The organism is Thermovirga sp. (assembly GCF_017656375.1).
In the GTDB taxonomy this organism is placed as follows: domain Bacteria; phylum Synergistota; class Synergistia; order Synergistales; family Thermovirgaceae; genus Thermovirga.
The window spans coordinates 48,374-70,352 of sequence record NZ_JACDOB010000004.1; the positions used below are offsets into that span (position 1 = coordinate 48,374).

Annotated in this window: 39 protein-coding genes; all 39 read right to left on the minus strand. The window is 44.9% G+C overall.

Annotation, left to right across the window (positions count from 1 at the left end):
* Window positions 1-84 precede the first annotated feature (84 nt).
* Window positions 85-1,455 (minus strand): L-lysine 6-transaminase, encoded by a 1,371-nt coding sequence (lat, locus tag H0Z23_RS02905; protein WP_296867459.1) that lies wholly within the window; start codon window positions 1,453-1,455, stop codon window positions 85-87.
* 240 nt (window positions 1,456-1,695) lie between these two features.
* A complete protein-coding gene (locus H0Z23_RS02910; protein WP_296867460.1) occupies window positions 1,696-2,133 on the minus strand; it encodes a YkgJ family cysteine cluster protein in 438 nt (145 codons plus the stop codon).
* 14 nt (window positions 2,134-2,147) lie between these two features.
* A complete protein-coding gene (locus tag H0Z23_RS02915; RefSeq protein WP_296867461.1) occupies window positions 2,148-3,191 on the minus strand; it encodes a rod shape-determining protein in 1,044 nt (347 codons plus the stop codon).
* 96 nt (window positions 3,192-3,287) lie between these two features.
* Window positions 3,288-4,049, minus strand: coding sequence for a tRNA pseudouridine(38-40) synthase TruA (gene truA / locus H0Z23_RS02920; protein ID WP_296867462.1), 762 nt, complete (start codon window positions 4,047-4,049; stop codon window positions 3,288-3,290).
* A complete protein-coding gene (locus H0Z23_RS02925) occupies window positions 4,040-4,852 on the minus strand; it encodes an energy-coupling factor transporter transmembrane protein EcfT (RefSeq protein ID WP_296867463.1) in 813 nt (270 codons plus the stop codon). Before H0Z23_RS02925 ends, truA begins: the two co-directional genes overlap by 10 nt.
* Window positions 4,849-5,691, minus strand: coding sequence for an ATP-binding cassette domain-containing protein (locus H0Z23_RS02930; RefSeq protein WP_296867464.1), 843 nt, complete (start codon window positions 5,689-5,691; stop codon window positions 4,849-4,851). The genes H0Z23_RS02925 and H0Z23_RS02930 overlap by 4 nt, the downstream gene beginning before the upstream one ends.
* Window positions 5,682-6,515, minus strand: a complete 834-nt coding sequence (locus H0Z23_RS02935; RefSeq protein WP_296867465.1) for an energy-coupling factor transporter ATPase — start codon at window positions 6,513-6,515, stop codon at window positions 5,682-5,684. The genes H0Z23_RS02930 and H0Z23_RS02935 overlap by 10 nt, the downstream gene beginning before the upstream one ends.
* A complete protein-coding gene (gene rplQ / locus H0Z23_RS02940) occupies window positions 6,512-6,871 on the minus strand; it encodes a 50S ribosomal protein L17 (protein WP_296867466.1) in 360 nt (119 codons plus the stop codon). The genes H0Z23_RS02935 and rplQ overlap by 4 nt, the downstream gene beginning before the upstream one ends.
* Window positions 6,872-6,876: 5 nt before the next feature.
* Window positions 6,877-7,896: a DNA-directed RNA polymerase subunit alpha gene (locus H0Z23_RS02945; protein ID WP_296867467.1), complete on the minus strand. Its 1,020-nt coding sequence runs from the start codon at window positions 7,894-7,896 to the stop codon at window positions 6,877-6,879.
* A 22-nt stretch (window positions 7,897-7,918) separates the two neighbouring features.
* Window positions 7,919-8,545 carry a 30S ribosomal protein S4 gene (gene rpsD, locus H0Z23_RS02950; protein ID WP_296867468.1) on the minus strand — a complete coding sequence of 209 codons (627 nt, stop codon included), beginning with the start codon at window positions 8,543-8,545 and terminating at the stop codon, window positions 7,919-7,921.
* A gap of 29 nt (window positions 8,546-8,574) precedes the next feature.
* Entirely contained in the window at window positions 8,575-8,967 is a 393-nt protein-coding gene (gene rpsK, locus H0Z23_RS02955; protein WP_014162827.1) for a 30S ribosomal protein S11, read from the minus strand.
* A gap of 54 nt (window positions 8,968-9,021) precedes the next feature.
* The gene (gene rpsM, locus H0Z23_RS02960) at window positions 9,022-9,405 is read right to left on the minus strand and encodes a 30S ribosomal protein S13 (RefSeq protein WP_296867469.1); all 384 of its coding nucleotides are present in this window, start codon (window positions 9,403-9,405) and stop codon (window positions 9,022-9,024) included.
* A gap of 7 nt (window positions 9,406-9,412) precedes the next feature.
* Complete coding sequence (gene rpmJ, locus H0Z23_RS02965; protein ID WP_296867470.1) at window positions 9,413-9,538, minus strand: 50S ribosomal protein L36; 126 nt, start codon at window positions 9,536-9,538, stop codon at window positions 9,413-9,415.
* 50 nt (window positions 9,539-9,588) lie between these two features.
* Entirely contained in the window at window positions 9,589-9,807 is a 219-nt protein-coding gene (gene infA, locus H0Z23_RS02970; RefSeq protein ID WP_014162824.1) for a translation initiation factor IF-1, read from the minus strand.
* A complete protein-coding gene (locus H0Z23_RS02975) occupies window positions 9,800-10,108 on the minus strand; it encodes a KOW domain-containing RNA-binding protein (protein WP_296867471.1) in 309 nt (102 codons plus the stop codon). Before H0Z23_RS02975 ends, infA begins: the two co-directional genes overlap by 8 nt.
* A gap of 5 nt (window positions 10,109-10,113) precedes the next feature.
* Complete coding sequence (map, locus tag H0Z23_RS02980) at window positions 10,114-10,884, minus strand: type I methionyl aminopeptidase (RefSeq protein ID WP_296867472.1); 771 nt, start codon at window positions 10,882-10,884, stop codon at window positions 10,114-10,116.
* Window positions 10,885-11,529 (minus strand): adenylate kinase, encoded by a 645-nt coding sequence (locus tag H0Z23_RS02985; protein ID WP_296867473.1) that lies wholly within the window; start codon window positions 11,527-11,529, stop codon window positions 10,885-10,887.
* A gap of 19 nt (window positions 11,530-11,548) precedes the next feature.
* On the minus strand, window positions 11,549-12,844 hold the full coding sequence (gene secY / locus H0Z23_RS02990; RefSeq protein WP_296867474.1) for a preprotein translocase subunit SecY: 1,296 nt from the start codon (window positions 12,842-12,844) through the stop codon (window positions 11,549-11,551).
* Window positions 12,845-13,291: a 50S ribosomal protein L15 gene (gene rplO / locus H0Z23_RS02995; protein ID WP_296867475.1), complete on the minus strand. Its 447-nt coding sequence runs from the start codon at window positions 13,289-13,291 to the stop codon at window positions 12,845-12,847.
* 13 nt (window positions 13,292-13,304) lie between these two features.
* Window positions 13,305-13,487, minus strand: coding sequence for a 50S ribosomal protein L30 (rpmD, locus tag H0Z23_RS03000; RefSeq protein WP_296867476.1), 183 nt, complete (start codon window positions 13,485-13,487; stop codon window positions 13,305-13,307).
* A 14-nt stretch (window positions 13,488-13,501) separates the two neighbouring features.
* The gene (gene rpsE, locus H0Z23_RS03005; RefSeq protein ID WP_296867477.1) at window positions 13,502-14,017 is read right to left on the minus strand and encodes a 30S ribosomal protein S5; all 516 of its coding nucleotides are present in this window, start codon (window positions 14,015-14,017) and stop codon (window positions 13,502-13,504) included.
* A 13-nt stretch (window positions 14,018-14,030) separates the two neighbouring features.
* Entirely contained in the window at window positions 14,031-14,399 is a 369-nt protein-coding gene (gene rplR, locus H0Z23_RS03010; protein ID WP_296867478.1) for a 50S ribosomal protein L18, read from the minus strand.
* Between the two features lie 14 nt (window positions 14,400-14,413).
* Window positions 14,414-14,953: a 50S ribosomal protein L6 gene (rplF, locus tag H0Z23_RS03015; RefSeq protein ID WP_296867479.1), complete on the minus strand. Its 540-nt coding sequence runs from the start codon at window positions 14,951-14,953 to the stop codon at window positions 14,414-14,416.
* A gap of 13 nt (window positions 14,954-14,966) precedes the next feature.
* Window positions 14,967-15,371, minus strand: coding sequence for a 30S ribosomal protein S8 (rpsH, locus tag H0Z23_RS03020; RefSeq protein ID WP_296867480.1), 405 nt, complete (start codon window positions 15,369-15,371; stop codon window positions 14,967-14,969).
* 30 nt (window positions 15,372-15,401) lie between these two features.
* The gene (locus H0Z23_RS03025; protein ID WP_296867481.1) at window positions 15,402-15,587 is read right to left on the minus strand and encodes a type Z 30S ribosomal protein S14; all 186 of its coding nucleotides are present in this window, start codon (window positions 15,585-15,587) and stop codon (window positions 15,402-15,404) included.
* 15 nt (window positions 15,588-15,602) lie between these two features.
* A complete protein-coding gene (rplE, locus tag H0Z23_RS03030; RefSeq protein WP_296867482.1) occupies window positions 15,603-16,145 on the minus strand; it encodes a 50S ribosomal protein L5 in 543 nt (180 codons plus the stop codon).
* A gap of 17 nt (window positions 16,146-16,162) precedes the next feature.
* Complete coding sequence (rplX, locus tag H0Z23_RS03035; RefSeq protein ID WP_014162811.1) at window positions 16,163-16,489, minus strand: 50S ribosomal protein L24; 327 nt, start codon at window positions 16,487-16,489, stop codon at window positions 16,163-16,165.
* Between the two features lie 16 nt (window positions 16,490-16,505).
* On the minus strand, window positions 16,506-16,874 hold the full coding sequence (gene rplN, locus H0Z23_RS03040) for a 50S ribosomal protein L14 (RefSeq protein ID WP_296867483.1): 369 nt from the start codon (window positions 16,872-16,874) through the stop codon (window positions 16,506-16,508).
* A gap of 3 nt (window positions 16,875-16,877) precedes the next feature.
* Window positions 16,878-17,162, minus strand: coding sequence for a 30S ribosomal protein S17 (rpsQ, locus tag H0Z23_RS03045; RefSeq protein ID WP_296867484.1), 285 nt, complete (start codon window positions 17,160-17,162; stop codon window positions 16,878-16,880).
* A gap of 16 nt (window positions 17,163-17,178) precedes the next feature.
* Complete coding sequence (rpmC, locus tag H0Z23_RS03050; RefSeq protein WP_296867485.1) at window positions 17,179-17,385, minus strand: 50S ribosomal protein L29; 207 nt, start codon at window positions 17,383-17,385, stop codon at window positions 17,179-17,181.
* Between the two features lie 2 nt (window positions 17,386-17,387).
* Complete coding sequence (gene rplP / locus H0Z23_RS03055; RefSeq protein ID WP_296867486.1) at window positions 17,388-17,810, minus strand: 50S ribosomal protein L16; 423 nt, start codon at window positions 17,808-17,810, stop codon at window positions 17,388-17,390.
* A gap of 6 nt (window positions 17,811-17,816) precedes the next feature.
* On the minus strand, window positions 17,817-18,488 hold the full coding sequence (rpsC, locus tag H0Z23_RS03060; protein ID WP_296867487.1) for a 30S ribosomal protein S3: 672 nt from the start codon (window positions 18,486-18,488) through the stop codon (window positions 17,817-17,819).
* 13 nt (window positions 18,489-18,501) lie between these two features.
* Complete coding sequence (rplV, locus tag H0Z23_RS03065; RefSeq protein ID WP_296867488.1) at window positions 18,502-18,834, minus strand: 50S ribosomal protein L22; 333 nt, start codon at window positions 18,832-18,834, stop codon at window positions 18,502-18,504.
* Window positions 18,835-18,847: 13 nt separating this feature from the next.
* Window positions 18,848-19,129 carry a 30S ribosomal protein S19 gene (gene rpsS / locus H0Z23_RS03070; RefSeq protein WP_296867489.1) on the minus strand — a complete coding sequence of 94 codons (282 nt, stop codon included), beginning with the start codon at window positions 19,127-19,129 and terminating at the stop codon, window positions 18,848-18,850.
* A gap of 18 nt (window positions 19,130-19,147) precedes the next feature.
* Window positions 19,148-19,975: a 50S ribosomal protein L2 gene (gene rplB, locus H0Z23_RS03075; RefSeq protein WP_296867490.1), complete on the minus strand. Its 828-nt coding sequence runs from the start codon at window positions 19,973-19,975 to the stop codon at window positions 19,148-19,150.
* 18 nt (window positions 19,976-19,993) lie between these two features.
* Window positions 19,994-20,290 (minus strand): 50S ribosomal protein L23, encoded by a 297-nt coding sequence (gene rplW, locus H0Z23_RS03080; RefSeq protein WP_296867491.1) that lies wholly within the window; start codon window positions 20,288-20,290, stop codon window positions 19,994-19,996.
* Window positions 20,287-20,913 carry a 50S ribosomal protein L4 gene (gene rplD, locus H0Z23_RS03085; protein ID WP_296867492.1) on the minus strand — a complete coding sequence of 209 codons (627 nt, stop codon included), beginning with the start codon at window positions 20,911-20,913 and terminating at the stop codon, window positions 20,287-20,289. Before rplD ends, rplW begins: the two co-directional genes overlap by 4 nt.
* A gap of 14 nt (window positions 20,914-20,927) precedes the next feature.
* Window positions 20,928-21,563 (minus strand): 50S ribosomal protein L3, encoded by a 636-nt coding sequence (gene rplC, locus H0Z23_RS03090; protein WP_296867493.1) that lies wholly within the window; start codon window positions 21,561-21,563, stop codon window positions 20,928-20,930.
* A gap of 32 nt (window positions 21,564-21,595) precedes the next feature.
* Window positions 21,596-21,904 (minus strand): 30S ribosomal protein S10, encoded by a 309-nt coding sequence (gene rpsJ, locus H0Z23_RS03095; protein ID WP_296867500.1) that lies wholly within the window; start codon window positions 21,902-21,904, stop codon window positions 21,596-21,598.
* Between the last annotated feature and the right edge of the window lie 75 nt (window positions 21,905-21,979).

Below are 21,979 nucleotides of genomic sequence, written 5' to 3' on the forward strand. Positions count from 1 at the left end.
TTCCTAAAAAAAATCAGGGGGAAAGTCTTATTTCCCCCTGAAAAGCCTTTTAGCTATGTTTAAGCTCTAGATATAACCTGTAGCTTACATTTCCTTGCTAAGCTCAGTAAATACCTCCCTAGTCAAATCTAGCGCTTTTTGCAGGTCTTCAACCGGCACATTCAAGGCAGGACGGAACCTGATGGAAACATCGCCACAAGGTAAGACGAGCATCTTTTTAGCCCAGAATTTCTTTATGGCTTTTGACCTCAACTCTTCAGATGGCAAATCATAAGCACACATGAGGCCTTTACCACGCACGTTGCTCATCAACTTGGGGAACTCCTTTTGAAGAGTTTTCAACCCATCAAGTAATGCCGGTCCCGCAGTGTTAGCAACGTAGTCAAGGATATTATCTTCCTCATAGATTTCGAGATAGCGGGTTGCCCTTACCATGTCCACCAAGTTCCCTCCCCAGGTGGAGTTGATACGGCTTGAGACCTTGAAGCAATTGTGCTCTACTTCGTCTACTCTAGGCCCTGCCACAAGTCCACAAATTTGAGCCTTTTTACCAAAGGCAAACATATCTGGTTTCACTGGTGAATGATGCTCCCAAGCCCACATCTTACCTGTAATACCCATGCCGCACTGTACTTCGTCAAAGATCAAAAGGATTTCGTTCTCGTCGCATATTTCCCTGAGCTGCTTGAAAAACTCAGTCCTGAAGTGGTTATCTCCGCCTTCTCCCTGTATAGTCTCTATGATGATGGCACAAATATCATCTGGGTTATCCCAAATAGCCTGTTTAATCTGCTTTATAGCTACCCTTTCTAACCATTCTACTACTCCAAGGTTTTCTTCCAAAGGCCAGAAGATCTTTGGGTTTATTACCCTTGGCCAATCGAACTTGGCAAAATACTGATATTTATTGGGGTCATGCGTATTAGTTGTAGTTAGGGTATACCCGCTACGTCCGTGGAAAGCTTCATTGAAGTGGATAACCTTCGTGCCTTTTCTTCCGCTTATTGCGTCTCCCTTGCTTATCTTGCCTTTTTGAAGAAGTTTTTGAACCTTCCAGTCCATGGCTACCTTGAAGGTGTTTTCTACCGCCAATGTGCCATAGTCGATCAAGAAAATATGGTTGAAGCCCTCAGGCACAGCCACTTCACCAAAGGTCTTTATAAATTTAGCAAGCTCGGTAGTATAAATATCCGAATTAGCAACTTTGTTTATGGCCGCCCTGAAGATAGTCTCCTTAAACTCATCGTTTGCAAGCTTTGGATGGTTCATTCCGAAAGGTGACGAAGCAAAGAAAGTATAGAAATCCAGCCACACTTCCCCGTTTAACCTATTGACCATATGCGACCCTTGAGACTTCTCCATGTCGATGACTATGTCGAAGCCATCCCGCAACAAAAGCTTCTCAATCTCCTTGAAAGCATCCTGCGGCAATACATCTCTGTTAACCTTTGCCATTATCCTGCCCCCTCCTATGTTTTTAGATATGCTTTATACCTTTTTATTGTACTCCTTTTATTTTACTACTCGCAACATTTAGTTTACTTGTTATAACAATAATTTTCAGTCAAGTGAGAATAAAAATTTTTATATATCGTGACGTACCTTGGTTATGCAACTCAATTATTATACTCCTTATAGCAAATACATCAATACTTATTCTTTATATTTATATGTTTGTTCTCTATATGGAAATCTTCACAAATCCTCATACGGGGCATGAGCCAAAAGTTTTTCTATTTTCTGGGCACTATGATATTCACCTTCGCCAATGCCAGGGCATCTAAGCTTTTCTCTTTCCCAATTTTCCTTGCACGCCATCAATGACGGCCAAAAGGGGAAAAGCCTGCACTGGAGGGGTCTTACTTTATAAATTGTACATCTATTACTCTCGCTGTCATAAAAGACACATTCACCATTTCTCTTTTCCCTAAGAGTTACCCTCTCATCAATTCTGTATGTATATTTACTTAAAAACTCCCTTTCCTTGAGGGAGAAAAACTCTGCAATCTTTTTTATCTCATCTTCTGTAATCCACACACAGCCCGGCTCTCCCCTACAACATCTCCCACAACCCAAGCATGAAAAATATAAACCCTCCGACCACCAATGTTCATTACACAAAGTACTATTCACCTCAATTAATTCTCCTAACGTCCTCTACGGCTTCGTTTTCTGGATGCACCTATAAGTGAACCGTTGGCTTTCAGCACATCCAACTCATCCAGAGCTTTGCCTGTCCCTATCGCAACACACTCTAAGGGAGAGTCAGCTACGTACGTAGGAATCCCTGTGTTTTCTCTAACTCTCTCAGGTAACCCTCTCAAGAGGGCCCCTCCTCCTGTGAGAGTAATGCCTCTATCTATAATATCTGCAGATAGTTCCGGAGGAGTCTGTTCCAAAACCTGTTTTATGCCCTCTATTATCAAGTTTACAACTTCTTCTATTGCTGCTGCGACGAAACTTGAGGTTATCTTTATCTCTTTAGGAAGACCATGAACCAAATCCCTTCCCTTAATTGTCATTGCTGCTTCCTCACTAAGACCTGGCATGCAAGTCCCTATAGCTATTTTTATATCCTCCGCCGTCTGCTCCCCAATTGCAAGGTTGTATTCTTTCCTAATATATTTAGTAATGCTATCGTCAAGTTTGTCTCCTCCAATTCTCAAAGACTGAGTTACTACTATACCCCCATAAGATATTACAGCTATATCAGTAGTTCCTCCCCCAATATCTACCACCATATTACCCCTTGGCTCCGCAATATCAAGGTTCGCTCCTATAGCTGCAGACATAGGCTCTTCTATCAAATATGCTTCCTTTGCGCCTATTTCTACCGCTGCTTCAAGTACCGCTCTTCGCTCTACATCAGTGGCACCGGAAGGCACACACACCATCACCCGGCGCCTAAAAAAACGACTTATTCCAGGGGTAACTTTCTTTAAGAAATAACGAAGCATCGCTTCTGTCATAGTGTAATCAGCTATAACACCGTCTCTCAAGGGCCTTACTGCAACTACATTGCCCGGCGTACGCCCCAACATTTTCTTAGCTTCATCTCCTACAGCTAAAATTCTATCTGTGTTCAAATCCACCGCTACTACGGAAGGTTCCCTTAAGACAACGCCCTTTCCCTTCATGTAAATAAGCACGTTCGCTGTACCTAAATCTATTCCTATATCTACACCCCACACTATTGTATACCTCCTTAAAACACAAACGTTACTAATAATGTCACACAGATATATAGAAACTATATCCTATATATGCCTTCTCGCTCAACATCCCTTTTACAACAAAGAGGAAGGATAACCAACTTTCCAAAAGAATAACCCCTTTGCTGGGGCTGTGGGCCCTGCGTTAGGTCTTTCAGCTTTGTCTTCAAAAAGGCTTTCAAGATAATCTATATCCTGTTTGCCTGTGCCTATGCAATCTAAAGTGCCCACCATAATCCTCACCATATTTGTCAAAAAGGAATTTCCCCTCACCCTGAACCACACAAGGTCTCCTCTAGTAAAAATTTCAGCCTTGTAGATTGTTCGTGAAGCATTAGGGGGACACTCGCTCTTTCTGCAAAAAGCCCTGTAATTTTTTTCTCCTAGAAAACACCGGCACGCTTGTTTTACTTTCTTCAGGTCCCATTCTTGCTTTCTGTGCCACACGTAATCTCGAAAATGAGGGTAGCATGTTTTTGCGGTCCATATGAAATACACATACTCCCTCCACAAAGCACTATAACGAGCGTGAAAAGATTCTTCCACATCAAAAGCCTTAATGGCGCTAACATCCTCCGGCAAGTTTGCGTTGACAGCCAAAAGAAGCTTTTGAGGATCCCATGACCTTTCAAGATCAAAGGAGACAATCTGCCCTACCGCATGAACTCCTTTATCTGTTCGTCCTGCAGCACAAACTGTAACAGGATGACCTGCCAGCAACTGTAGGACATTCTCTAACGTACCTTGAACTGTCCTACCCCCTGGCTGTTTCTGCCATCCTGAGAAATTTTTCCCATTATAAGAAATCTTTATGGCATACCTCTTCATTACAGCCATATCCTTTTATCCAATAAGATTATCAAAAGTGTCGTTAAAATAGTAAAAAGCATAAAGATCGATTCCTTAAAACTCCAGACCAAAGGATACATCCGAGTCCTTCCTTCTCCACCCTTGTAGTTGCGGGATTCCATGGCCACAGCGAGTTCATCGGCCCTTTGAAACACAATCACAAATAGGGGAACCAAAATAGGGATAAACGATCGAATTCTCTTTATTATTCCTCCCTGATCCAACTCTGCTCCTCTAGCTATCTGCGCCTTAACTATTCTGTCCGTCTCATCAAGTAGGGTAGGGATAAACCTTATGGCTATAGTCATCATCATAGCCATCTCGTGAGCAGGGAAGCCAAATCGCTTTAGGGGGCTAAATATACTTTCCAAACCATCTGCCAACTCCGTTGGGCTGGTAGTAAGGGTTAAAATGCCAGCATACATAACAAGGAGAACTAGCCTTAACCCTATTTTTACAGCCATCATTACACCTTCCAAAGTGATGGTTAAAAAGCCATATTGAAAGATTATTTCCCCCTTGGTGAAAAACAGATGGATCAAAGACGTAAAAAGAACAAGAATAATAACCGGCCTTGCAGATCTCAAAACCATGGACAATGGCAATTTTGATAACTTCACAACCACAAAGAGCACTACAGCCCACAGCAAAAAGCTATCTATCCTATTAACCGCGAAAATACCAGATAAAACAACGACAACCGATATAATCTTAGCTCTAGGATCAATGCTATGAACTATTGATGAAGCTGGCACATACTGTCCAAGGGTCAGGTGATTTAAAAATTTCATTTTTGCAAATTCTCCTCTATAGCTGAAGCTAAGACTTGAGCTTTCCACGTAACGGGAACATCAAATCCTACATCCCTAAGTCGTCTAGCTAACTCAACTACTGGAGGCATTACAAGTCCCTCTATTCCTCTTTCTATAAGTTCTTCCACAATTATTTCAGGGCTGCCCCAGAGTAAGGCTTTGCCACCTTCCAACACAAGTATCTTATCACTAAAATCCAAAGCTAATTCCAAATCATGGGTTACATGTATAATTCCTGTTCCACTTGTCTTAAGTTTTTCAAGAAGAGCACAGAGTTCATCTTTCCCCTTGGAATCTAACCCTGCTGTAGGTTCATCCAAAACCAAATATCTTGGCCTCACAGAAAGCACTGAAGCAATAGCAACCCTTCTCTTCTCGCCTCCTGAGAGCTGAAAAGGGCTACGTTTAGAGAAGGATTCATCAAGACCAACCAGATATAAAGCCTCACTAACTCTTGAAGGAATCTCCCCTTCTGGCACTCCCCAATTTCTAGGTCCAAAAGCAATTTCTGCGAAAACCGTCTCTTCAAATAATTGTTGCTCAGGATATTGAAATATAAGCCCCACCAACTGTCTTATTTTCCTATGTTCTTTGCTGTCAGTTCCTACTTCAATACCATCAATTATCACTTTCCCTCTAGTCGGCACCAACAGGGCATTCAAGTGCTGTGCTAAGGTGGATTTGCCACTACCAGTATGTCCCACAATAGAAACCCATTCGCCTGGAGTCGCATTCATGCTCACTCCTTTCAGCGCCTCTATCTCAAGGGGGGTCCCTTCATGATAAATATGGACCAAATTTTCTACAACTATAGGCATAAAGCATCCACCATCTCGTCGATTTTTGGTAACACTTCATCTGATAGCAAGCCAGCATCCCTTAAACGGCCCCAAACTTCAACCAACGGCGGAACTCGAAGCCCCCACTCTAGAAGGCCATCACCCATAATTAATAAATCCCTAGGCGTGCCTTCCCAAACTTTAGCGCCTCTAGAGAGGACCACACATCTATCACAATATACAATTTCCTCCAAGCGGTGGGTTATGGAAATCAAAGTCATGCCACCCTTATGCAGCTTGCAGAGGACATCGTTAATTTCTTTTCTTCCTTTAGGATCAAGCATGGACGTTGCCTCATCAAGAACCATACAAGCTGGTTCCATTGCAATAGCCCCAGCAACTGCCAGACGCTGTTTCTGCCCACCTGATAAAGTATACGTTGGCCTTTTCCTAACATCGTATAATCCCGTAACCTTTAAAGCCTTCTTCACTCTTTCCTCTATTTCTACAGAAGGAATACCCAAGTTCTCTGGCCCAAAGGCCACATCTTCCTCAACTATTGCTGCAACTATCTGGTTATCCGGATTCTGGAAAACAAGGGTAACGTTTTTTCTAGCCAAAAACTGCCCCTCGTTGGTTTTTGTATCGTGACCATAAACAAAACAAGCGCCCTGCGTAGGTACTAGCAGGGCGTTAAAATGTTTAGCCAACGTAGATTTTCCAGAACCATTAGCCCCTAGTACTGCTATCCACTCTCCACTACGCAGTTTAAAATCCAGATCCCTTAACACAGGTCTTTTCGTCCCGGGATAGAAGAAGCTAAGGTTCTTTAACTCTATTATGAGTTCTTTCTGAAAATTCATGACTCCTCAACTAGCTCAATTATCGCTTTCTGGGCACCGTCCCCAAATCTGTACGTGGTTCTGACTATCCTCGTATATCCACCATTCCTATTAGCATACCTTTTGGCGATATCATCAAAAAGTTTTTGCACTGCCTTCTTGTTGGGCATTCTTGATATCACTAACCTTCTGTTATGCAATCCTCCAAGCTTCGCTTTGGTTATCAGCCTCTCGGCTACCCTCCTAAGCTCTTTAGCCCTTGGAAGAGTAGTCTCTATTTTTTCCTTCAAGAAGAGCTCTGCTGCCATGTTGGAAAGCATAGCTCTTCTATGACTGCCAAAGCGTCCAAGAGTTCTTCTGTCTACTCGATGCCTCATTGGACTCAATCCTCCTTCGTCTCTATAGAGGTAGCTTCACTCTTATCTTCTGAAGCTCCATCTTGAAGTTCAAGACCATATTTCTTGAGTTTTTCCTCTATTTCTCTGAGAGATATTTTCCCAAGATTTCTTATTTTAAGCAGTTCATTTCTGCCTTTGGAGATAAGATCACCTACTGTGTGAACTCCTCCCCTTAAAAGGCAATTCTCACTTCTTATAGAAAGTTCAAGTTCCTTTATGGGCTTGGCTAAAAGCATTTTTTCTTCTTCGCTCATAGCACTACTCTCATCAAGATCTTCGCTTTCTTCCGGTTCTTCAGGCTCTTGAGGAATCACTAAATCTGCCCTACCAAGAGCTGTTTTCACCCTCGCAAAATAGCCCTCTAGTATCCCCGCTGCCTCGGCTACTGCCTCATCAGGTTGGACAACCCCATTAGTCCAAACATCCAATATTAGCCTCTCATAGTCAGTTCTCTGTCCCACTCTGGCATCTTGGACTTCATATTTAACCCTCTTAACCGGGGAGAATATACCATCTACCATTAAAGCATCAACTGGCAGATAAGTAGGCCTAGGCCTAGCTGGAGAGGCGTATCCAGTGCCATTTTCAACATATATATCCATTTCAACTTTAGCACCATCAGCAAGATGGCATATAACTGCATCAGGGTCCACGAACTCCACCTGGCTATCTGGCTGTATATCCTTTACAGTTACGACTTTTGGCCCTACTGCCTCCAACCTTAAAATTTTTACTTCTGAAGCATGAGACTTAACAGGAATATGTTTCAAATTAAGAATTAACTCTATGACATCTTCCCGTACACCTTCAATGGTGCTAAACTCATGAACAACACCTTCAATTCTAACGGCCGTGATAGAAGCTCCCTTTATCGAAGACAAAAGAACTCTCCTCAAGGCGTTCCCCAACGTGACCCCATATCCCCTCTCCAAGGGTTCTACAACGATTTTGCCATACTGGGGGGTACTTTCTTCCACTCTTATCTCAGGTCTAATATGTTCCAATTTTAATCCCCCCTCTTTTTCATTATCTGGCATAGAACTCGACTACCAGCTGTTCTTTGACCGGAACTTCTATCTGGTCTCTTGTCGGAAGCGATATCACTTTCCCTTCCATACGTTCAGCGTCAAACTCAAGCCATGCTGGCAGGGTTCTCACTCCAGCCGCTTCGGCGTTCTCTTTTATTACCATGAGATCCCTACTTTTCTCACTTACAGAAATCTTATCCCCCGCCTTAACCATGTAGCTAGGTATATCTACTTTTCTACCATTTACCCAAATGTGGCCGTGTCTCACTATCTGCCTTGCCTGACGCCGGCTCACCCCTAGCCCCATCCTGTAAATAACGTTGTCCAGCCTACGCTCTAAAAGCTGCAGGAAATTATGGCCAGTTTGCCCAGGCATTTTTGTGGCCATGGTGTAGAATCTTCTAAACTGAGACTCATTCATGCCATAAAACCTACGAAGTTTCTGCTTCTCCCTCAAACGCAAGCCATACTCACTTTCTTTCCTGCGCCTGGCTCCGTGCTGTCCAGGCTTATGATTCCTTCTGCCAATTGCACACTTCTCAGTGTAGCAACGATCACCCTTCAGAAAAAGTTTTGTGCCCTCAGCCCTACATAAGCGACATACGGGTCCTGTATATCTACTCATATTTCCATTACTCTCCCCTCAATTGTTGTTTACACTCGGCGCCTCTTTGGAGGACGGCAGCCATTGTGTGGTATAGGAGTTTCATCCCTTATAACATTAACCTGCAGTCCAGCAGCCTGTAGAGACCTGATAGCCGATTCTCTACCTGGACCTGGCCCTTTAACTACTACGTCAATTTCCTGTACTCCATGGTCCTGTGCTTGCTTGGCAACCTGCTGTGCAGCCATCTGAGCTGCATAAGGGGTGGATTTTCTTGTACCCTTGAAACCCACTGTCCCGCCAGAAGACCAAGAGAGCAAATTCCCCTCTTTGTCAGTCACACTAATGATGGTATTGTTGAATGTAGAGTATATATGGGCAACACCATAACTTATATTTTTCCTCTCTTTTCTTTTGCCTCGACGCTGCGTTCTCTTTGCCACGTCTGGTTTCCCTCCTTTTTTACTTCAGAACCAGTAAAACTAAGGCCCTAAATGCTATTTTTTACCTGTTGGCTTTTTCTTTCCAGCAACCGCACGCCTTGGGCCTTTACGGGTGCGAGCGTTGGTCTTCGTTTTCTGGCCTCTCACTGGAAGCCCAAACTTATGCCTCAGCCCTCTGTAACACCCAATCTCCATAAGGCGTTTTATGTTCATAGTGATTTCCCTGCGCAGATCACCCTCAACTTTATAGTTATTTTCGATCTCCGCACGCAACTTCTGCTCCTCATCCTCCGTGAGGTCCTTCACCCTGGTATCTGGGTTTATTCCTGTAGCCTCAAGGATTTTTTTAGAAGTAGGCAACCCTATACCAAAGATGTAGGTCAACGCTATTTCAATTCTTTTTTCTCTCGGTAGGTCCACTCCTGCTATTCTAGCCATATTTGAGCTACCTCCTTGCGCCCTGGCGCTGTTTATGTCTTGGGTTCTTCTCGCAAATTACCCTTACTACACCCTTCCGTTTAATAACACGGCAATACTCGCAAATTGGCTTAACTGATGGTTTCACCTTCATTTATAACACTCCCCCTACGATAACAAGCAACTTTTACATCTGAGAAAAAGCTATTTATATCTATACACGATTCGCCCTCGTGTCAAGTCATAAGGCGAAATTTCTAATAAAACTTTATCCCCTGGCAGAATTCTTATAAAGTGCATCCTCATTTTTCCCGAAACATGTGCCAAAATCTTGTGCCCGTTCTCTAGCTCAACACGAAACATAGCATTTGGAAGCGGCTCAACTACTGTTCCTTTTACTTCAATTACATCGTCCTTAGGCATAAGACCCCGTCACCTTTCCACAGGTATTTTTCGCTTTTTTGCAACTTTCAATTAGCGAAAGAAGCTGATTATCTGCCAAGCATCTGTTTCCTTCGACCATTTCGGTTACCTCCTTTATAAACATTCCAGTTGGCTGTAAATGTTTTGGGTTTTTCCGCTTGGGATTGATTCTGGTCTTTTTCTTTCCGTCTATTAAGAGGACGAAACCTGACCTTTCATCTCGTCCAACTACAACATACCACGTCCCAGAATCTTTACCCTGCTTAGAAATAACCACTTGACCAATCTTGAGCAGATCCACACAAATCACTCCCACGGAGTAAGGATCTCAGGCCCGTCCTCTGTTATGAACACACTCTTTTCAAAGTGTGCAGCATCTGAGCCATCTGCCGTAACCACCGTCCACATATCGGGCAAGGTCCTAACCTTCTCCCCACCCAGCATAACCATGGGTTCGATAGCTATAGCCATTCCCTCCTTGAGAGTAACTCCTGTTCCTGGAGACCCATAATTCGGGATCTGAGGAGGTTCGTGCAGCTTTTTGCCTATACCATGACCTGCATATTCCCTTACTATCCCAAAACCCCATTTTTTTACAAAGGTTTCTACAGCATATCCTATGTCACCAACTGTATTTCCCGGAACAGCCACCTCTATAGCCTTGTTAAGTGCCTCTCTAGTGACATAAATGAGTTCGGCCTTTTCTTTGCTAATTTCTCCCACGGGATAAGTACAAGCTGCATCTCCGTAATAACCTCCGTAAAAAGAGCCGACATCAATACTCACTATGTCCCCTTCTTCCAGGATCCTGTCCTTGCTAGGCATACCATGCACTACTTCATCGTTTATAGACACACACAACGTACCCGGAAACGGCCTAGGGATGCCTGGCACTCTGTATCCCTTGAACGCCGGCTTGGCCTTTTCCTTTCTTATCAGCTCCTCCGCTTTTTTATCAAGAGTATACGTATCTACACCTGGCTTAATCAGCTCTCTCATTAAAGATAGAACATCTGCCACGATTTTCCCTGCTTTTCGCATGTTGACGAGATCGGTCTTCTTTTTTAAAAGAAACATCTACTTTCTTACCGCCTCCACTATAGCTTCGACTACAACAGAGCTATCCCGCGATGCATCAACTTTTATAAATTTATCCGATTTTTCGTAATAAGAAATCAACGGTGCAGTTAGCTCTTTGTAGACCTTTAATCTGTTCATCACAACTGACTCTTCATCATCACTTCTCTGATACAACTCACCACCACAAAGATCGCACACACCATCCTTTTTAGGAGGTTGAGAATGGATATTATATATGGCTCCACACGATTTACATATGCGGCGCCCCGACAACCTCTTGACTACTACTTCATCAGGAACGTCAAAGTAGATTATCCCATCAAGCTCGATATCCAATTTCTCCAACAACTTATCCAAAGCTTCGGCCTGTACGACAGTCCTCGGGAACCCATCCAAGATAAAACCTTCCTGGCAATCCTTTTCCTGCAATCTACTCTCGACCATAGCTACTATAACATCATCAGGAACCAACTGCCCTGCCTCCATATATTTCTGCGCCTGGATTCCAAGATCAGTTTTCTTGGAGACGTTTTCCCTCAAAATATCCCCTGTGGAAATATGAGCTATACCAAACCTTTTACTTATAACTGCAGCCTGCGTGCCCTTACCAGCACCAGGAGGCCCTAAAAATATAAGCTTCATTTGTCCATGCACCTCTGAGTTAGAATTTGAACAATCCTCCGGCTTTCCCCTTGTTTCGCTTCAGGATTCCCTCATAATGCCTCATCAAGAGCTGAGCTTCTATTTGATGTACCGTATCAAGTGCTACGCCGACGACTATAAGAACTGCCGTTCCACCAAAATAGAAGGTAGTTATACCCATAAGGCGAGTCATTATAGTCGGCAATAGAGCCACAGCAGCAAGGAAAACCGCTCCGCCCAAAGTTATCCTGGACATGACCTTTTCAATATATTCCGCCGTAGGCTTACCTGGCCTTATCCCCAAGATAAATCCACCATATTTTTTCATGTTATTAGCTGTATCTACAGGATCAAATACGACAGCTGTGTAGAAATAGGAGAAAAAGATTATCAATGCTACATACAAAACCATGTAAACCACACTACCTGGAGAAAGAATCGCTTGTATTTTAGACGCAATTTCACCAGAGAAAAAGCGCGTAATGGTGTATGGGAATAACAACACTGAGGACGCAAAGATTATAGGAATAACTCCCGCCTGATTCACCCTCAAGGGGATAAAGGTACTCTGTCCCCCATAGACCTTGTTGCCTACAACTCTCTTAGCGTACTGCACAGGGAGTCTCCTCTGTCCCTCCTGTAACAAGACACATCCAGCCACTACTACAACCATGACTATAATGGCTATGAGCAAAACCAAGAAACTCATTTCACCAAGGCGCACCATGGACCATGTTCGCACTATAGCTTCAGGAATCCTAGCAACTATACCAGCAAATATGAGCAAAGATATACCGTTCCCTACACCATGATCTGATACTTCTTCGCCAAGCCACATAACTACCACAGAGCCAGTCGTGATGGTTATAACCACGATCATCATATCCAATAGTGACCCAGCAAAAACTCCTAGATTTCTGAGCCAAAAGGTCATACCAAGAGCCTGCACTGCCGCAAAAAAAACTGTTCCCAATCTAGTGTATTGCACTATTTTTTTGCGACCTTGTTCCCCTTCTTTTTGCATCTTTTCAAGTGCAGGGAATATGACCACCAAAAGTTGCATAACGATACTGGCATTAATGTAAGGTGCGACGCCAAGTGCAAAGATACTAAACCTCCTGAGCGCGCCACCAGCAAAAAGATCCAAGAAATTAAGGGCACTGCCCTCGCCAAAAAGCTTTGCCATAGCCTCAGTATCTATCCCAGGAGTTGGAATATGAGCACCAAGGCGGTATATGAATAATACCGCCAAGGTAAACAATATGCGTCTCTTTAGATCAGGCAACCGGAAGGCATCCTTCATGGCATCCAGCACTTATACCACCTCAATCTTTCCGCCAGCGGCCTCTATTTTTCTAATAGCCTCAGCGCTGAAAGCATTGGCCTTCACAGTGAATGCCTTAGTTACCTCACCTTCTCCTAATATTTTGTAAGGCTTTGTAAGTTTCTTTATCAAATTGCGCTCGTAAAGCTCCTTGGCACCAATCACTTCATCTGGCTCAAATCTTTCCTCCAAAGAAGCAACGTTCACTACCTGATAAGTTTTAGCAAACTTTGCATTATTAAATCCTCTTTTAGGCGTCCTGCGGGAAAGAGGCATCTGACCTCCTTCGAATCCTGGCCTTACGCCTCCTCCAGCTCTGGCCTTCTGCCCTTTATGTCCTTTACCTGAGGTCTTACCTGTTCCACTACCTCTTCCTTGCCCCAGGCGTTTGCTCTTCCTTTTGCTTCCTGGTGCTGGACGTAGCTCATGCAATTCCATATCTGTCCACCCCTTATTCAGTCATTTCCCACTCTACCAGGTGAGATACGGCCTTCACCATTCCCCTCACCTGGGGACTATCTTCATGGACAACAGTATGATTGAGTTTTCTAAGACCCAATGCCCTTACTGTCGCTCTTTGTCTTTCCGGGCGCCCTGCTAAACTTCTCTTCAACGTAACGCGTATCTTAGCCATAATACATCTGCCTCCTATGCACCTTCGGCCTTCTTGTTGAGTTTACCTCTCAGCTTCAAGACTTCCTCAGGTCTACGCAATGATTTTACTGCCTGCATCGTTGCATAGGCCACATTTACTGGATTGGATGTCCTACCAATAACCTTGGTAAGAACGTCTCCAACTCCACCCAACTCCATTATGGCCCTTATGACTGCTCCTGCTATAACTCCCGTACCTGGCGACGCTGGTTTGAGTAAAACTTCAGCAGCTCCAAAGCGCCCTATTACCTCATGAGGCAAAGTCTTGCCAACTTTTTTAACCTCTACCATGTTCTTCTTAGCTTTATCGATTCCTTTGCGAACTGCTTCAGATATCTCTCTAGCTTTTCCGATACCTACTCCTACCTTACTTTCCCCGTCGCCAACTACAACCAACACGCTGAATTTAAACCTCTTACCACCCTTAACAACCTTACTTACCCTACTAATTGAAACAACTCTTTCGAGTAATTCAGTCCCCTTAGGAACAACAGAAGTCGAGCCTTTCATTCTCCAAGCCTCCTTAGATCTTCAGGCCGGCATTTCGGGCTGCTTCGGCCAGCGCTTTTACTCTACCATGGAATTTGTGGCCACCACGGTCGAACACTGCTTCCTTGATCCCTTTCTCAAGGGCCCTTTTAGCAATCAACTCTCCGACAGCCTTGGCAGCTTCAATATCCTTAGTACTATTAAGCTTCTCGCGAAGCTCCTTATCCAGCGTTGAAGCCGAAACGACTGTGTGCCCTACCGTATCATCAATCATCTGAGCATATATGTGGTTCAAGCTTCTGAAAACTGCAAGACGCGGACGCTCAGGCGTTCCCGAAATCTTACGGCGAAGGCGTCGATGCCGGATTAATCTCATTTCGTTCCTAGATCGTTTTGTAATCACTGTCCTTCACCTCGCTATTTAGCTCCAGCCTTGCCGGCCTTACGTACTATGTGCTCACCCACATAGCGGATACCTTTACCTTTATAAGGCTCAGGTGGCCTTACTCCTCGGATCTCCGCCGCTACCTGACCTACTTTCTGCTTGTCAATGCCTCGCACAATTATCTTGGCCGGACCATCCGTGGAAATCTCTACTCCTTCAGGCGCAACATACTCAACAGGATTTGAATAACCTACGTTCAAAATAAGCTTTTTCCCTTGTGTTTGGGCTCTCCAACCTATTCCAACGATTTCAAGCTGCTTTTCAAATCCCTTGCTTACGCCCTCTACTAGATTATTGAGCAATGCACGCGTCATACCATGAAAGGCGCGCATTTTTTTATCTTCGATCTCTCTTTTTACAAGCACTTTTCCATCTTCTACCTGGACGTCTATCCCTGGAACAAGGCTCATAGAAAGCTCCCCCTTAGGACCTTTCACTAGGACCCTGTTAGCCTCTTTATTTACAGTGACGCCGCCAGGCAGGGTTATGGGTTTTCTCCCTATCCTAGACAAACCGCGCACCCCCCTACCATATGTAACATACTACTTCGCCGCCTAGGCCTAACTTACGGGCTTCACTGTCAGTCATCATCCCCTGAGAAGTGGAAATGACGGCTGTGCCTAGGCCACTCATTACCTTGGGAAGCTCATCTTTCTTGACATATATACGCCTCCCTGGCTTACTGATTCTCCTCAGGCCCTGAATAACCCGCTCCTTATTGGGGCCATAGTTCAAATAAAGCTTCAAAATGCCATAAGGCAGCTTAGGGTCATTAATTACCCGGTAATTTTTGATATAGCCCTCTTCCTTCATTATCTTTGCAATAGCCAGTTTAGCCTTGCTAACCGGCATATCTACCGATTCATGATAAACCATATTAGCATTACGTATCCTGGCCAACATGTCCGCAATAGGATCAGTTACATACATAGCATTTGCCTCCTTCACCGCGTTCCGTAATTACCAACTGGCTTTTACTACGCCAGGAATCTTACCTTCTCTAGCAAGCTTCCTGAAACAGCAGCGGCACATGTTGAATTTTCTCATATAGGAATGCACTCTCCCGCACAGCGGGCACCTGTTATAGGCCTGAACTGCATATTTAGGTTTCAATTTAGCTTTATGTTCTAGAGCCTTACGGGACATACTCTCATCCCCTCCTTAATCGCTGAAGGGCATCCCTATCTCTTTCAGCAGAGAAAGGGCTTCCTCATCAGTTTTTGCCGTAGTAACGATAGTTATATTCATCCCACGCACACGGCTTACCTTATCATAATCAATCTCTGGAAATATAAGCTGTTCCTTGAGCCCAAGGTTATAATTCCCTCTGCCATCAAAGGCTTTGGGGGAAACACCTCTAAAGTCCTTAATCCTTGGCAAAGCCAAAGATATCATCCTATCAAGGAACTCCCACATCCTCGCACCTCTTAAGGTTACACAGCAGCCTACAGGCATACCTTCACGCACCTTGAAACCAGCAACGGACTTCTTTGCCCTCTTTATTATGGGCTGCTGTCCTGTGATGGCCCTTAGCTCAGATACGGCTGCATCCATCAGCTTATAGTCCTGTTTCGCTTCGCCTACGCCTACATTTATTACCACTTTATCTATCCTTGGGACCTCCATGACGTTCTTGTAACCAAACTTCTCCTGGAGGCGAGGCGTTATTTCCTTTTTATATTTTTCCGCAAGACGCGGTACCATTATAAAATCGCCTCCTTTTATACCTTATCGATTATTTCGTTACATTTCTTGCAGATACGCACCTTGCTTCCATCCTCAAGGTACGCACGGCTCACCCTCGTTGGGTTACCACACGCGGGGCACACCAACATTACCTTACACGCATAAATTGGGGCCTCCTGCTTGATGATCCCGCCAGAGGGATTTTTCGCGCTAGGCCTTACGTGCTTGGTAACCATATTGACCCCTTCTACCACTACCATATCCCTTTTAGGATCCCTTCTAAGGACCTTGCCTTCCTTACCCTTGTCCTTGCCGGATATGACTCGCACTCTATCGCCTTTTTTTATCCTCATTTTGCTCATTTTACGTCGAGCCCTCCTATACAACCTCTGGAGCAAGAGAAACTATCCGCATGAACCGTTTTTCACGCAGTTCACGAGCGACTGGACCAAATATTCGCGTCCCTCTTGGATCTCCATTGTTATCGATCACTACTGCGGCATTGTCATCGAACCTGACGTAAGAACCATCTTTCCTTCTGATCTCCTTCTTGGTCCTTACTACGACGGCCTTAACCACAGTCCCCTTGGCGACATTACTATTTGGGATAGCCTCCTTGACGGAAGCAACAATAACGTCTCCCACTCTAGCATACCTTCTCTTGCTGCCGCCAAGAACTTGTATGCACATTATTTTCTTTGCGCCCGAGTTATCTGCAACATTCAACATAGTACGTAGCTGTATCATTGCTTAGGCCTCCTTCCCAGCCTCGGTCCCAAGAATGGGGGCCCTTTCTATTATTTCCACCACTTTCCACCTCTTAAGGCGACTCAATGGTCTTGTCTCCTCGATCCTTACTTTATCGCCTATTCTGCAGTTGAACTCCTCGTCGTGGGCCATAAACTTCTTGCTGCGCAGCACTGCTTTCCCGTATAGCGGGTGCTTGGCCATGCGATCAACTTTAACTACGACAGTTTTCTGCATTTTATCGCTGACGACGATGCCAACTTTAGTCTTCCGTCTGGACGAAGTCATAGTACCCTACACCCCCCTATACCTTACGCTCAGCGCTTAGTTCTTTTTCGCGCATGATCGTCAGGACTCTGGCAATTGATCTTTTCACTTCTTTTATTCTGTTTGTATTGCCTAATTGCCCAATAGCATGCTGGAACCTGAGATTAAACAACTCTTCTTTAAACTGTTTATGTTTTTCTCTGAGTTCCTCTATGGACAAATCCCTTAATTCCCTGGCCTTCATGCTTACTCACCACCTATTCCTTCGCGGGCGACCATCCTAACTTTGATGGGCAGCTTATGGGAAGCTGTCCTGAAAGCCATCTCAGCCACACTACGAGGAACTCCCGCGATTTCAAACATTATCCTTCCACGCTTCACAGGCGCTACCCAATATTCGGGGGAACCCTTTCCTTTACCCATTCTGGTTTCCAGCGGTTTTTTGGTATATGGCACATCTGGGAAAATCCTTATCCAGATCTTTCCGCCTTTTTTCATCTTTCTCGATATGGCAACACGGGCAGCCTCTATTTGCCTTGCCGTGATCCATGCTCCTTCAAGTGCCTGGAGGCCATAATCGCCAAAGGCTATATATGTACCTCCCTTGGACTTGCCATGGAGCGGTTTCCTGTGTGGTTTTCTGTATTTAACTCTCTTAGGCATAAGCATCCCGAATTACCTCCCCTCTTCGACCTGGGGCTGCTGAGTGGACGCCAGAGGCTTTTGCACTTTTCCCTTATTTATCCATACCTTAACCCCGATCACACCATAAAGGGTCCTTGCCTCAGCAAAACCATAATCAATATCATTACGCAAAGTAGAAAGAGGGAGCCGACCTTCCAAGTACCACTCGGTACGCGCTATCTCAGCGCCTCCCAATCTTCCACTGCACTGAACTTTTATGCCTTCACTGCCACCCTTCATAGCTCTGAATATTGCCTGTTTCATGGCTCTTCTGAAGCTAACTCTCCGCTCAAGAGCCGAAGCAATATTTTGTGCTACCAACTGAGCGTCAGTATCTGGATTTTTGATCTCCTGAATATTAATCATGACCTTCTTTCCGGTCATAGCCTGAAGCTCTTCCCTTACAGCTTGTATCTCGCTTCCGCCTTTACCTATAATGACACCAGGCCGGGCGGTCCAAACTGTAAAGCGCATAACGTTTCCAATTCTTTCGATCTCTACTCTGGAAACTCCAGCGTTTGACCACTTCTTGGTCAAAAACTCCCTTACCTTCAAATCCTCGTGAAGGTTCTTAGAATAATCCTTTCCTCCCGCAAACCACTTTGATTCCCATTCTTTAACAACGCCTATTCTAAAACCAACAGGGTGCACTTTTTGGCCCAATTTTCAACCCTCCTTAACGTTCAGCGACCACAACGGTTATATGACTGGTACGATGGCGATACCCGTGCACTCTCCCCATCGATACCGGCCTCCATCTCTTCATTGAAGGTCCCTGGTCCGCAAAGGCCCTGACAACATACAGTTTATCCACATCCATTCCGTAGTTGTGCTCCGCGTTAGCTATAGCACTACGTAGGGCCTTCTCTATTATCCTCGCTGCCTTTTTAGGCGTGTACCGGAGGGTCATGAGAGCTTGATCTGCCTTCTTGCCCCTTATCAAGGCCAACACCTGCCTAGTCTTAAAAGGCGAGATGCGCACTTGTCTTAAAGTTGCTTTGGCTTCCATAATCATTCCCCTCCTACCTAACCCTGGTGGACCTTTCCTGTCCAGCATGTCCACCAAATTTCCTGGTTGGCGCAAATTCGCCTAACTTATGGCCCACCATGTTCTCACTGATATATATAGGCACATGGGTTTTGCCATTGTGCACCGCGATAGTGTGCCCTATCATGTCAGGCACTATGGTAGACCGCCTTGACCATGTCTTTATTACTCTTTTCTTACCCTCTGCATTCATCATTTCGATCTTTCTGAGCAATTTCAGATCAACAAAGGGTCCTTTTTTTGTGGATCGAGCCATCTTTGTCCCTCCTCGACGCTACTTATCGTATCTACGCCGCACTATATATTTATCGGACGGCTTTCTCTTACGCGTCCTGTATCCCTTTGCTGGCGTTCCCCAAGGAGAAACAGGATGTTTGTTAGATTTACTTCTTCCTTCACCACCACCCATAGGATGGTCCACCGGATTCATGACCATACCTCTGACGTGAGGCCTTCGGCCAAGCCATCTGTTTCTCCCCGCCTTACCTTTGGTAACGTTTTCATGATCTACGTTGCCAACCTGACCAACCGTAGCCATACACTCCTGCAAAATCAACCTCAATTCACCACTGGGCATCCTGACATAAGCATACTTGCCTTCTTTTGCCATAAGCTGTGCAGATGCGCCAGCAGACCTCACAAGAACACCTCCGCGGCCAGGTTCAAGCTCTATGTTGTGAATAAAGGTGCCCACAGGCATATCTTTGAGCTTGAGCGCATTGCCCGGCTTTATATCTGCGTCAGGGCCTGCCACCACAGTATCTCCTACGGCGAGCCCTAAAGGCGCCAAAATGTAGCGTTTCTCTCCATCAGCATAATTTATCAGAGCTATTCTAGCTGAACGGTTCGGATCATACTCTACAGATGCTACTCTGCCAGGAACTCCAATCTTATTCCTCTTGAAATCGATTATCCTGTAAAGTCTCTTGTGACCGCCACCACGATGGCGCATGGTCACTCTGCCTAAGTTATTTCTACCGCCCTTTTTCTTGAGGGACACCACCAATGATTTTTCTGGTTCGGTTTTAGTTATTTCCTCAAAGGTGTATCCACTCATAAACCTTCTACCAGGTGTAGTGGGTTTGTAAACTTTAATACTCACTTTTCAGTCCTCCCCCGGCTAAATATTTGCGCCCTCAAAGAACTCAATCCGTTCGCCGGGCTTCAAGGTAACTATGGCCTTCTTCCAGGATCTAGAACGCCCCAAATGAACGCCCAACCTCTTTGGCTTTGACCTAACCTTTATAGTGTGAACGGAATCGACCTTTACCTTGAAAATCTCACTTATAGCTTGCTTGATCTGAATCTTGTTGGCATCCTTATGAACTTCAAAGGTGTACTTATTATTTTCCATCTGCCGACTCGATTTCTCAGTAATTATCGGTCTTATTATTATATCGTAGGGTGTAAGGTTCATCTTCCGTACACCTCCTCTACTTTTTTGACAGCATCCATAGTAATGATTAACTGATCATGATGCACCAAATCATAAACATTGATGCTGTCAACATGAAGAACCTTGGCTTTCGGTATATTACTTACCGATTTATACGCCGCAATATTGCTCTGAGCAACCATAAACAGAGGCTTCTTCCCCCCGCTTATGCTCTCCAGGAATTTGACTACTGTTTTGGTGCTAGGTCTCTCCATCTCGAAAGAATCAAGCACTACTAGCTTTTCTTCCATAACCTTCAAGGAAAGGGCACTTTTAAGCGCAAGCTTCCTTACCTTCTTATTCACCTTCTGGTGGTAATCCCTAGGCACTGGGCCATGAGCAACTCCACCACCAACCCATATAGGCGATCGCCTGCTTCCATGACGCGCTCTTCCAGTATGCTTCTGCCTCCAAGGCTTTCTGCCGCCACCCCTGACCTCACCTCGTGTCTTTGTGGAGTGGGTTCCCTGCCGTTTATTGGCCAACTGGGCTACCACCACCTGGTGCATTGCAGGCACGTGAACCGGAGCACTAAAAACGGCATCTGAAAGCTGCTGCTCGCCTACGATTTCACCTTTTAAGTTAACAACTTTGACTGTTGGCATCTCGTATTGCCCCCTTATTCCGACGAGCCTGTTTTGTGGATCATCACAAGACCGTTCCTAGGTCCTGGAATGGCTCCCTTAATCAATAACAGGTTATTCTCAGGATCCAAGTCAACTACTGTTAATCCTTTCACCGTAACCCTTTCATTACCTAGCCTGCCAGGCATAGTTTTCCCCTTGAAAATGTGACCGGGAAAGCTACTGCCACCAGCAGAACCAGGCTGCCTATGAAACTTAGACGATCCATGGCTAGCAGGACCACCTGCAAAGTTATGCCTTTTCATAACGCCTGCATAACCCTTACCCTTACTTTTACCGGTGACATTCACCTTCTCGCCCTTTTCAAAAATATCTACCCTTATTTCCTGGCCTATCTCATAACCTTCTACAGATTCAACGCGAAACTCCCTCAGCCATCTTTTGGGCTCCAGGTTGTTTTTCTCGAAAACCCCTCTATAAGGCTTTGTCAGCTTTCCTGACTTAACCTCACCGAAACCAGCAACTATAGCATTATATCCATTTTTTTGTTCATCTCTTATGTCCACTATCACGCACGGTCCGGCTTCCACTACCGTAACAGGCACAGCAAAACCATCTTCAGTGTATATTTGAGTCATCCCAAGTTTTCGTCCCAAAATTCCAACGCTCATATCATATTCGCTCCTTTCAGCTCAGAGCTCCCCTATAATTTAATCTGAATATCAACGCCCGAGGGGAGGTTCAGCTGCATAAGAGACTCCATAGTTTTCTGATTCGGATCAATGATATCTATGAGCCTCTTATGAGTTCTCATTTCGAACTGTTCACGGGCATCCTTATCTTTGTGCGGAGATTTCAATACAGTAAACCTATTGATCTCCGTAGGCAAAGGGATCGGGCCTGAAACCTTGGCACCTGTCCTCTGCGCAGTCTCCGCAATTTGCTGCGCTGAGGCATCCAAAGCTCTGTGATCAAAGGCTTTAAGTTTTATTCTTATCTTTTTAGCCACTATACTCTGCCCCCCTGGGACACATTAGTCCAAAATTTTCGTTACGACACCGGCACCGACAGTACGGCCACCTTCACG

Bases quoted from the DNA above. Each gene is read 5' to 3' on its own strand.
- lat (WP_296867459.1), bottom strand. From the start codon at position 1,455: ATGGCAAAGGTTAACAGAGATGTATTGCCGCAGGATGCTTTCAAGGAG.
- truA (WP_296867462.1), bottom strand. From the start codon at position 4,049: ATGGCTGTAATGAAGAGGTATGCCATAAAGATTTCTTATAATGGGAAA.
- H0Z23_RS02925 (WP_296867463.1), bottom strand. From the start codon at position 4,852: ATGAAATTTTTAAATCACCTGACCCTTGGACAGTATGTGCCAGCTTCA.
- H0Z23_RS02930 (WP_296867464.1), bottom strand. From the start codon at position 5,691: ATGCCTATAGTTGTAGAAAATTTGGTCCATATTTATCATGAAGGGACC.
- H0Z23_RS02935 (WP_296867465.1), bottom strand. From the start codon at position 6,515: ATGAATTTTCAGAAAGAACTCATAATAGAGTTAAAGAACCTTAGCTTC.
- rplQ (WP_296867466.1), bottom strand. From the start codon at position 6,871: ATGAGGCATCGAGTAGACAGAAGAACTCTTGGACGCTTTGGCAGTCAT.
- rpsD (WP_296867468.1), bottom strand. From the start codon at position 8,545: ATGAGTAGATATACAGGACCCGTATGTCGCTTATGTAGGGCTGAGGGC.
- rpsM (WP_296867469.1), bottom strand. From the start codon at position 9,405: ATGGCTAGAATAGCAGGAGTGGACCTACCGAGAGAAAAAAGAATTGAA.
- rpmJ (WP_296867470.1), bottom strand. From the start codon at position 9,538: ATGAAGGTGAAACCATCAGTTAAGCCAATTTGCGAGTATTGCCGTGTT.
- infA (WP_014162824.1), bottom strand. From the start codon at position 9,807: ATGCCTAAGGACGATGTAATTGAAGTAAAAGGAACAGTAGTTGAGCCG.
- map (WP_296867472.1), bottom strand. From the start codon at position 10,884: ATGTTTCTTTTAAAAAAGAAGACCGATCTCGTCAACATGCGAAAAGCA.
- H0Z23_RS02985 (WP_296867473.1), bottom strand. From the start codon at position 11,529: ATGAAGCTTATATTTTTAGGGCCTCCTGGTGCTGGTAAGGGCACGCAG.
- rplO (WP_296867475.1), bottom strand. From the start codon at position 13,291: ATGGAATTGCATGAGCTACGTCCAGCACCAGGAAGCAAAAGGAAGAGC.
- rpmD (WP_296867476.1), bottom strand. From the start codon at position 13,487: ATGGCTAAGATACGCGTTACGTTGAAGAGAAGTTTAGCAGGGCGCCCG.
- rpsE (WP_296867477.1), bottom strand. From the start codon at position 14,017: ATGAAAGGCTCGACTTCTGTTGTTCCTAAGGGGACTGAATTACTCGAA.
- rpsH (WP_296867480.1), bottom strand. From the start codon at position 15,371: ATGTATGTAACTGATCCTATTGCGGACATGTTGGCCAGGATACGTAAT.
- H0Z23_RS03025 (WP_296867481.1), bottom strand. From the start codon at position 15,587: ATGTCCCGTAAGGCTCTAGAACATAAAGCTAAATTGAAACCTAAATAT.
- rplE (WP_296867482.1), bottom strand. From the start codon at position 16,145: ATGGTACCGCGTCTTGCGGAAAAATATAAAAAGGAAATAACGCCTCGC.
- rplX (WP_014162811.1), bottom strand. From the start codon at position 16,489: ATGAGCAAAATGAGGATAAAAAAAGGCGATAGAGTGCGAGTCATATCC.
- rplN (WP_296867483.1), bottom strand. From the start codon at position 16,874: ATGATACAGCTACGTACTATGTTGAATGTTGCAGATAACTCGGGCGCA.
- rpsQ (WP_296867484.1), bottom strand. From the start codon at position 17,162: ATGACTTCGTCCAGACGGAAGACTAAAGTTGGCATCGTCGTCAGCGAT.
- rpmC (WP_296867485.1), bottom strand. From the start codon at position 17,385: ATGAAGGCCAGGGAATTAAGGGATTTGTCCATAGAGGAACTCAGAGAA.
- rplP (WP_296867486.1), bottom strand. From the start codon at position 17,810: ATGCTTATGCCTAAGAGAGTTAAATACAGAAAACCACACAGGAAACCG.
- rplV (WP_296867488.1), bottom strand. From the start codon at position 18,834: ATGGAAGCCAAAGCAACTTTAAGACAAGTGCGCATCTCGCCTTTTAAG.
- rpsS (WP_296867489.1), bottom strand. From the start codon at position 19,129: ATGGCTCGATCCACAAAAAAAGGACCCTTTGTTGATCTGAAATTGCTC.
- rplW (WP_296867491.1), bottom strand. From the start codon at position 20,290: ATGAACCTTACACCCTACGATATAATAATAAGACCGATAATTACTGAG.
- rplD (WP_296867492.1), bottom strand. From the start codon at position 20,913: ATGCCAACAGTCAAAGTTGTTAACTTAAAAGGTGAAATCGTAGGCGAG.
- rplC (WP_296867493.1), bottom strand. From the start codon at position 21,563: ATGAGCGTTGGAATTTTGGGACGAAAACTTGGGATGACTCAAATATAC.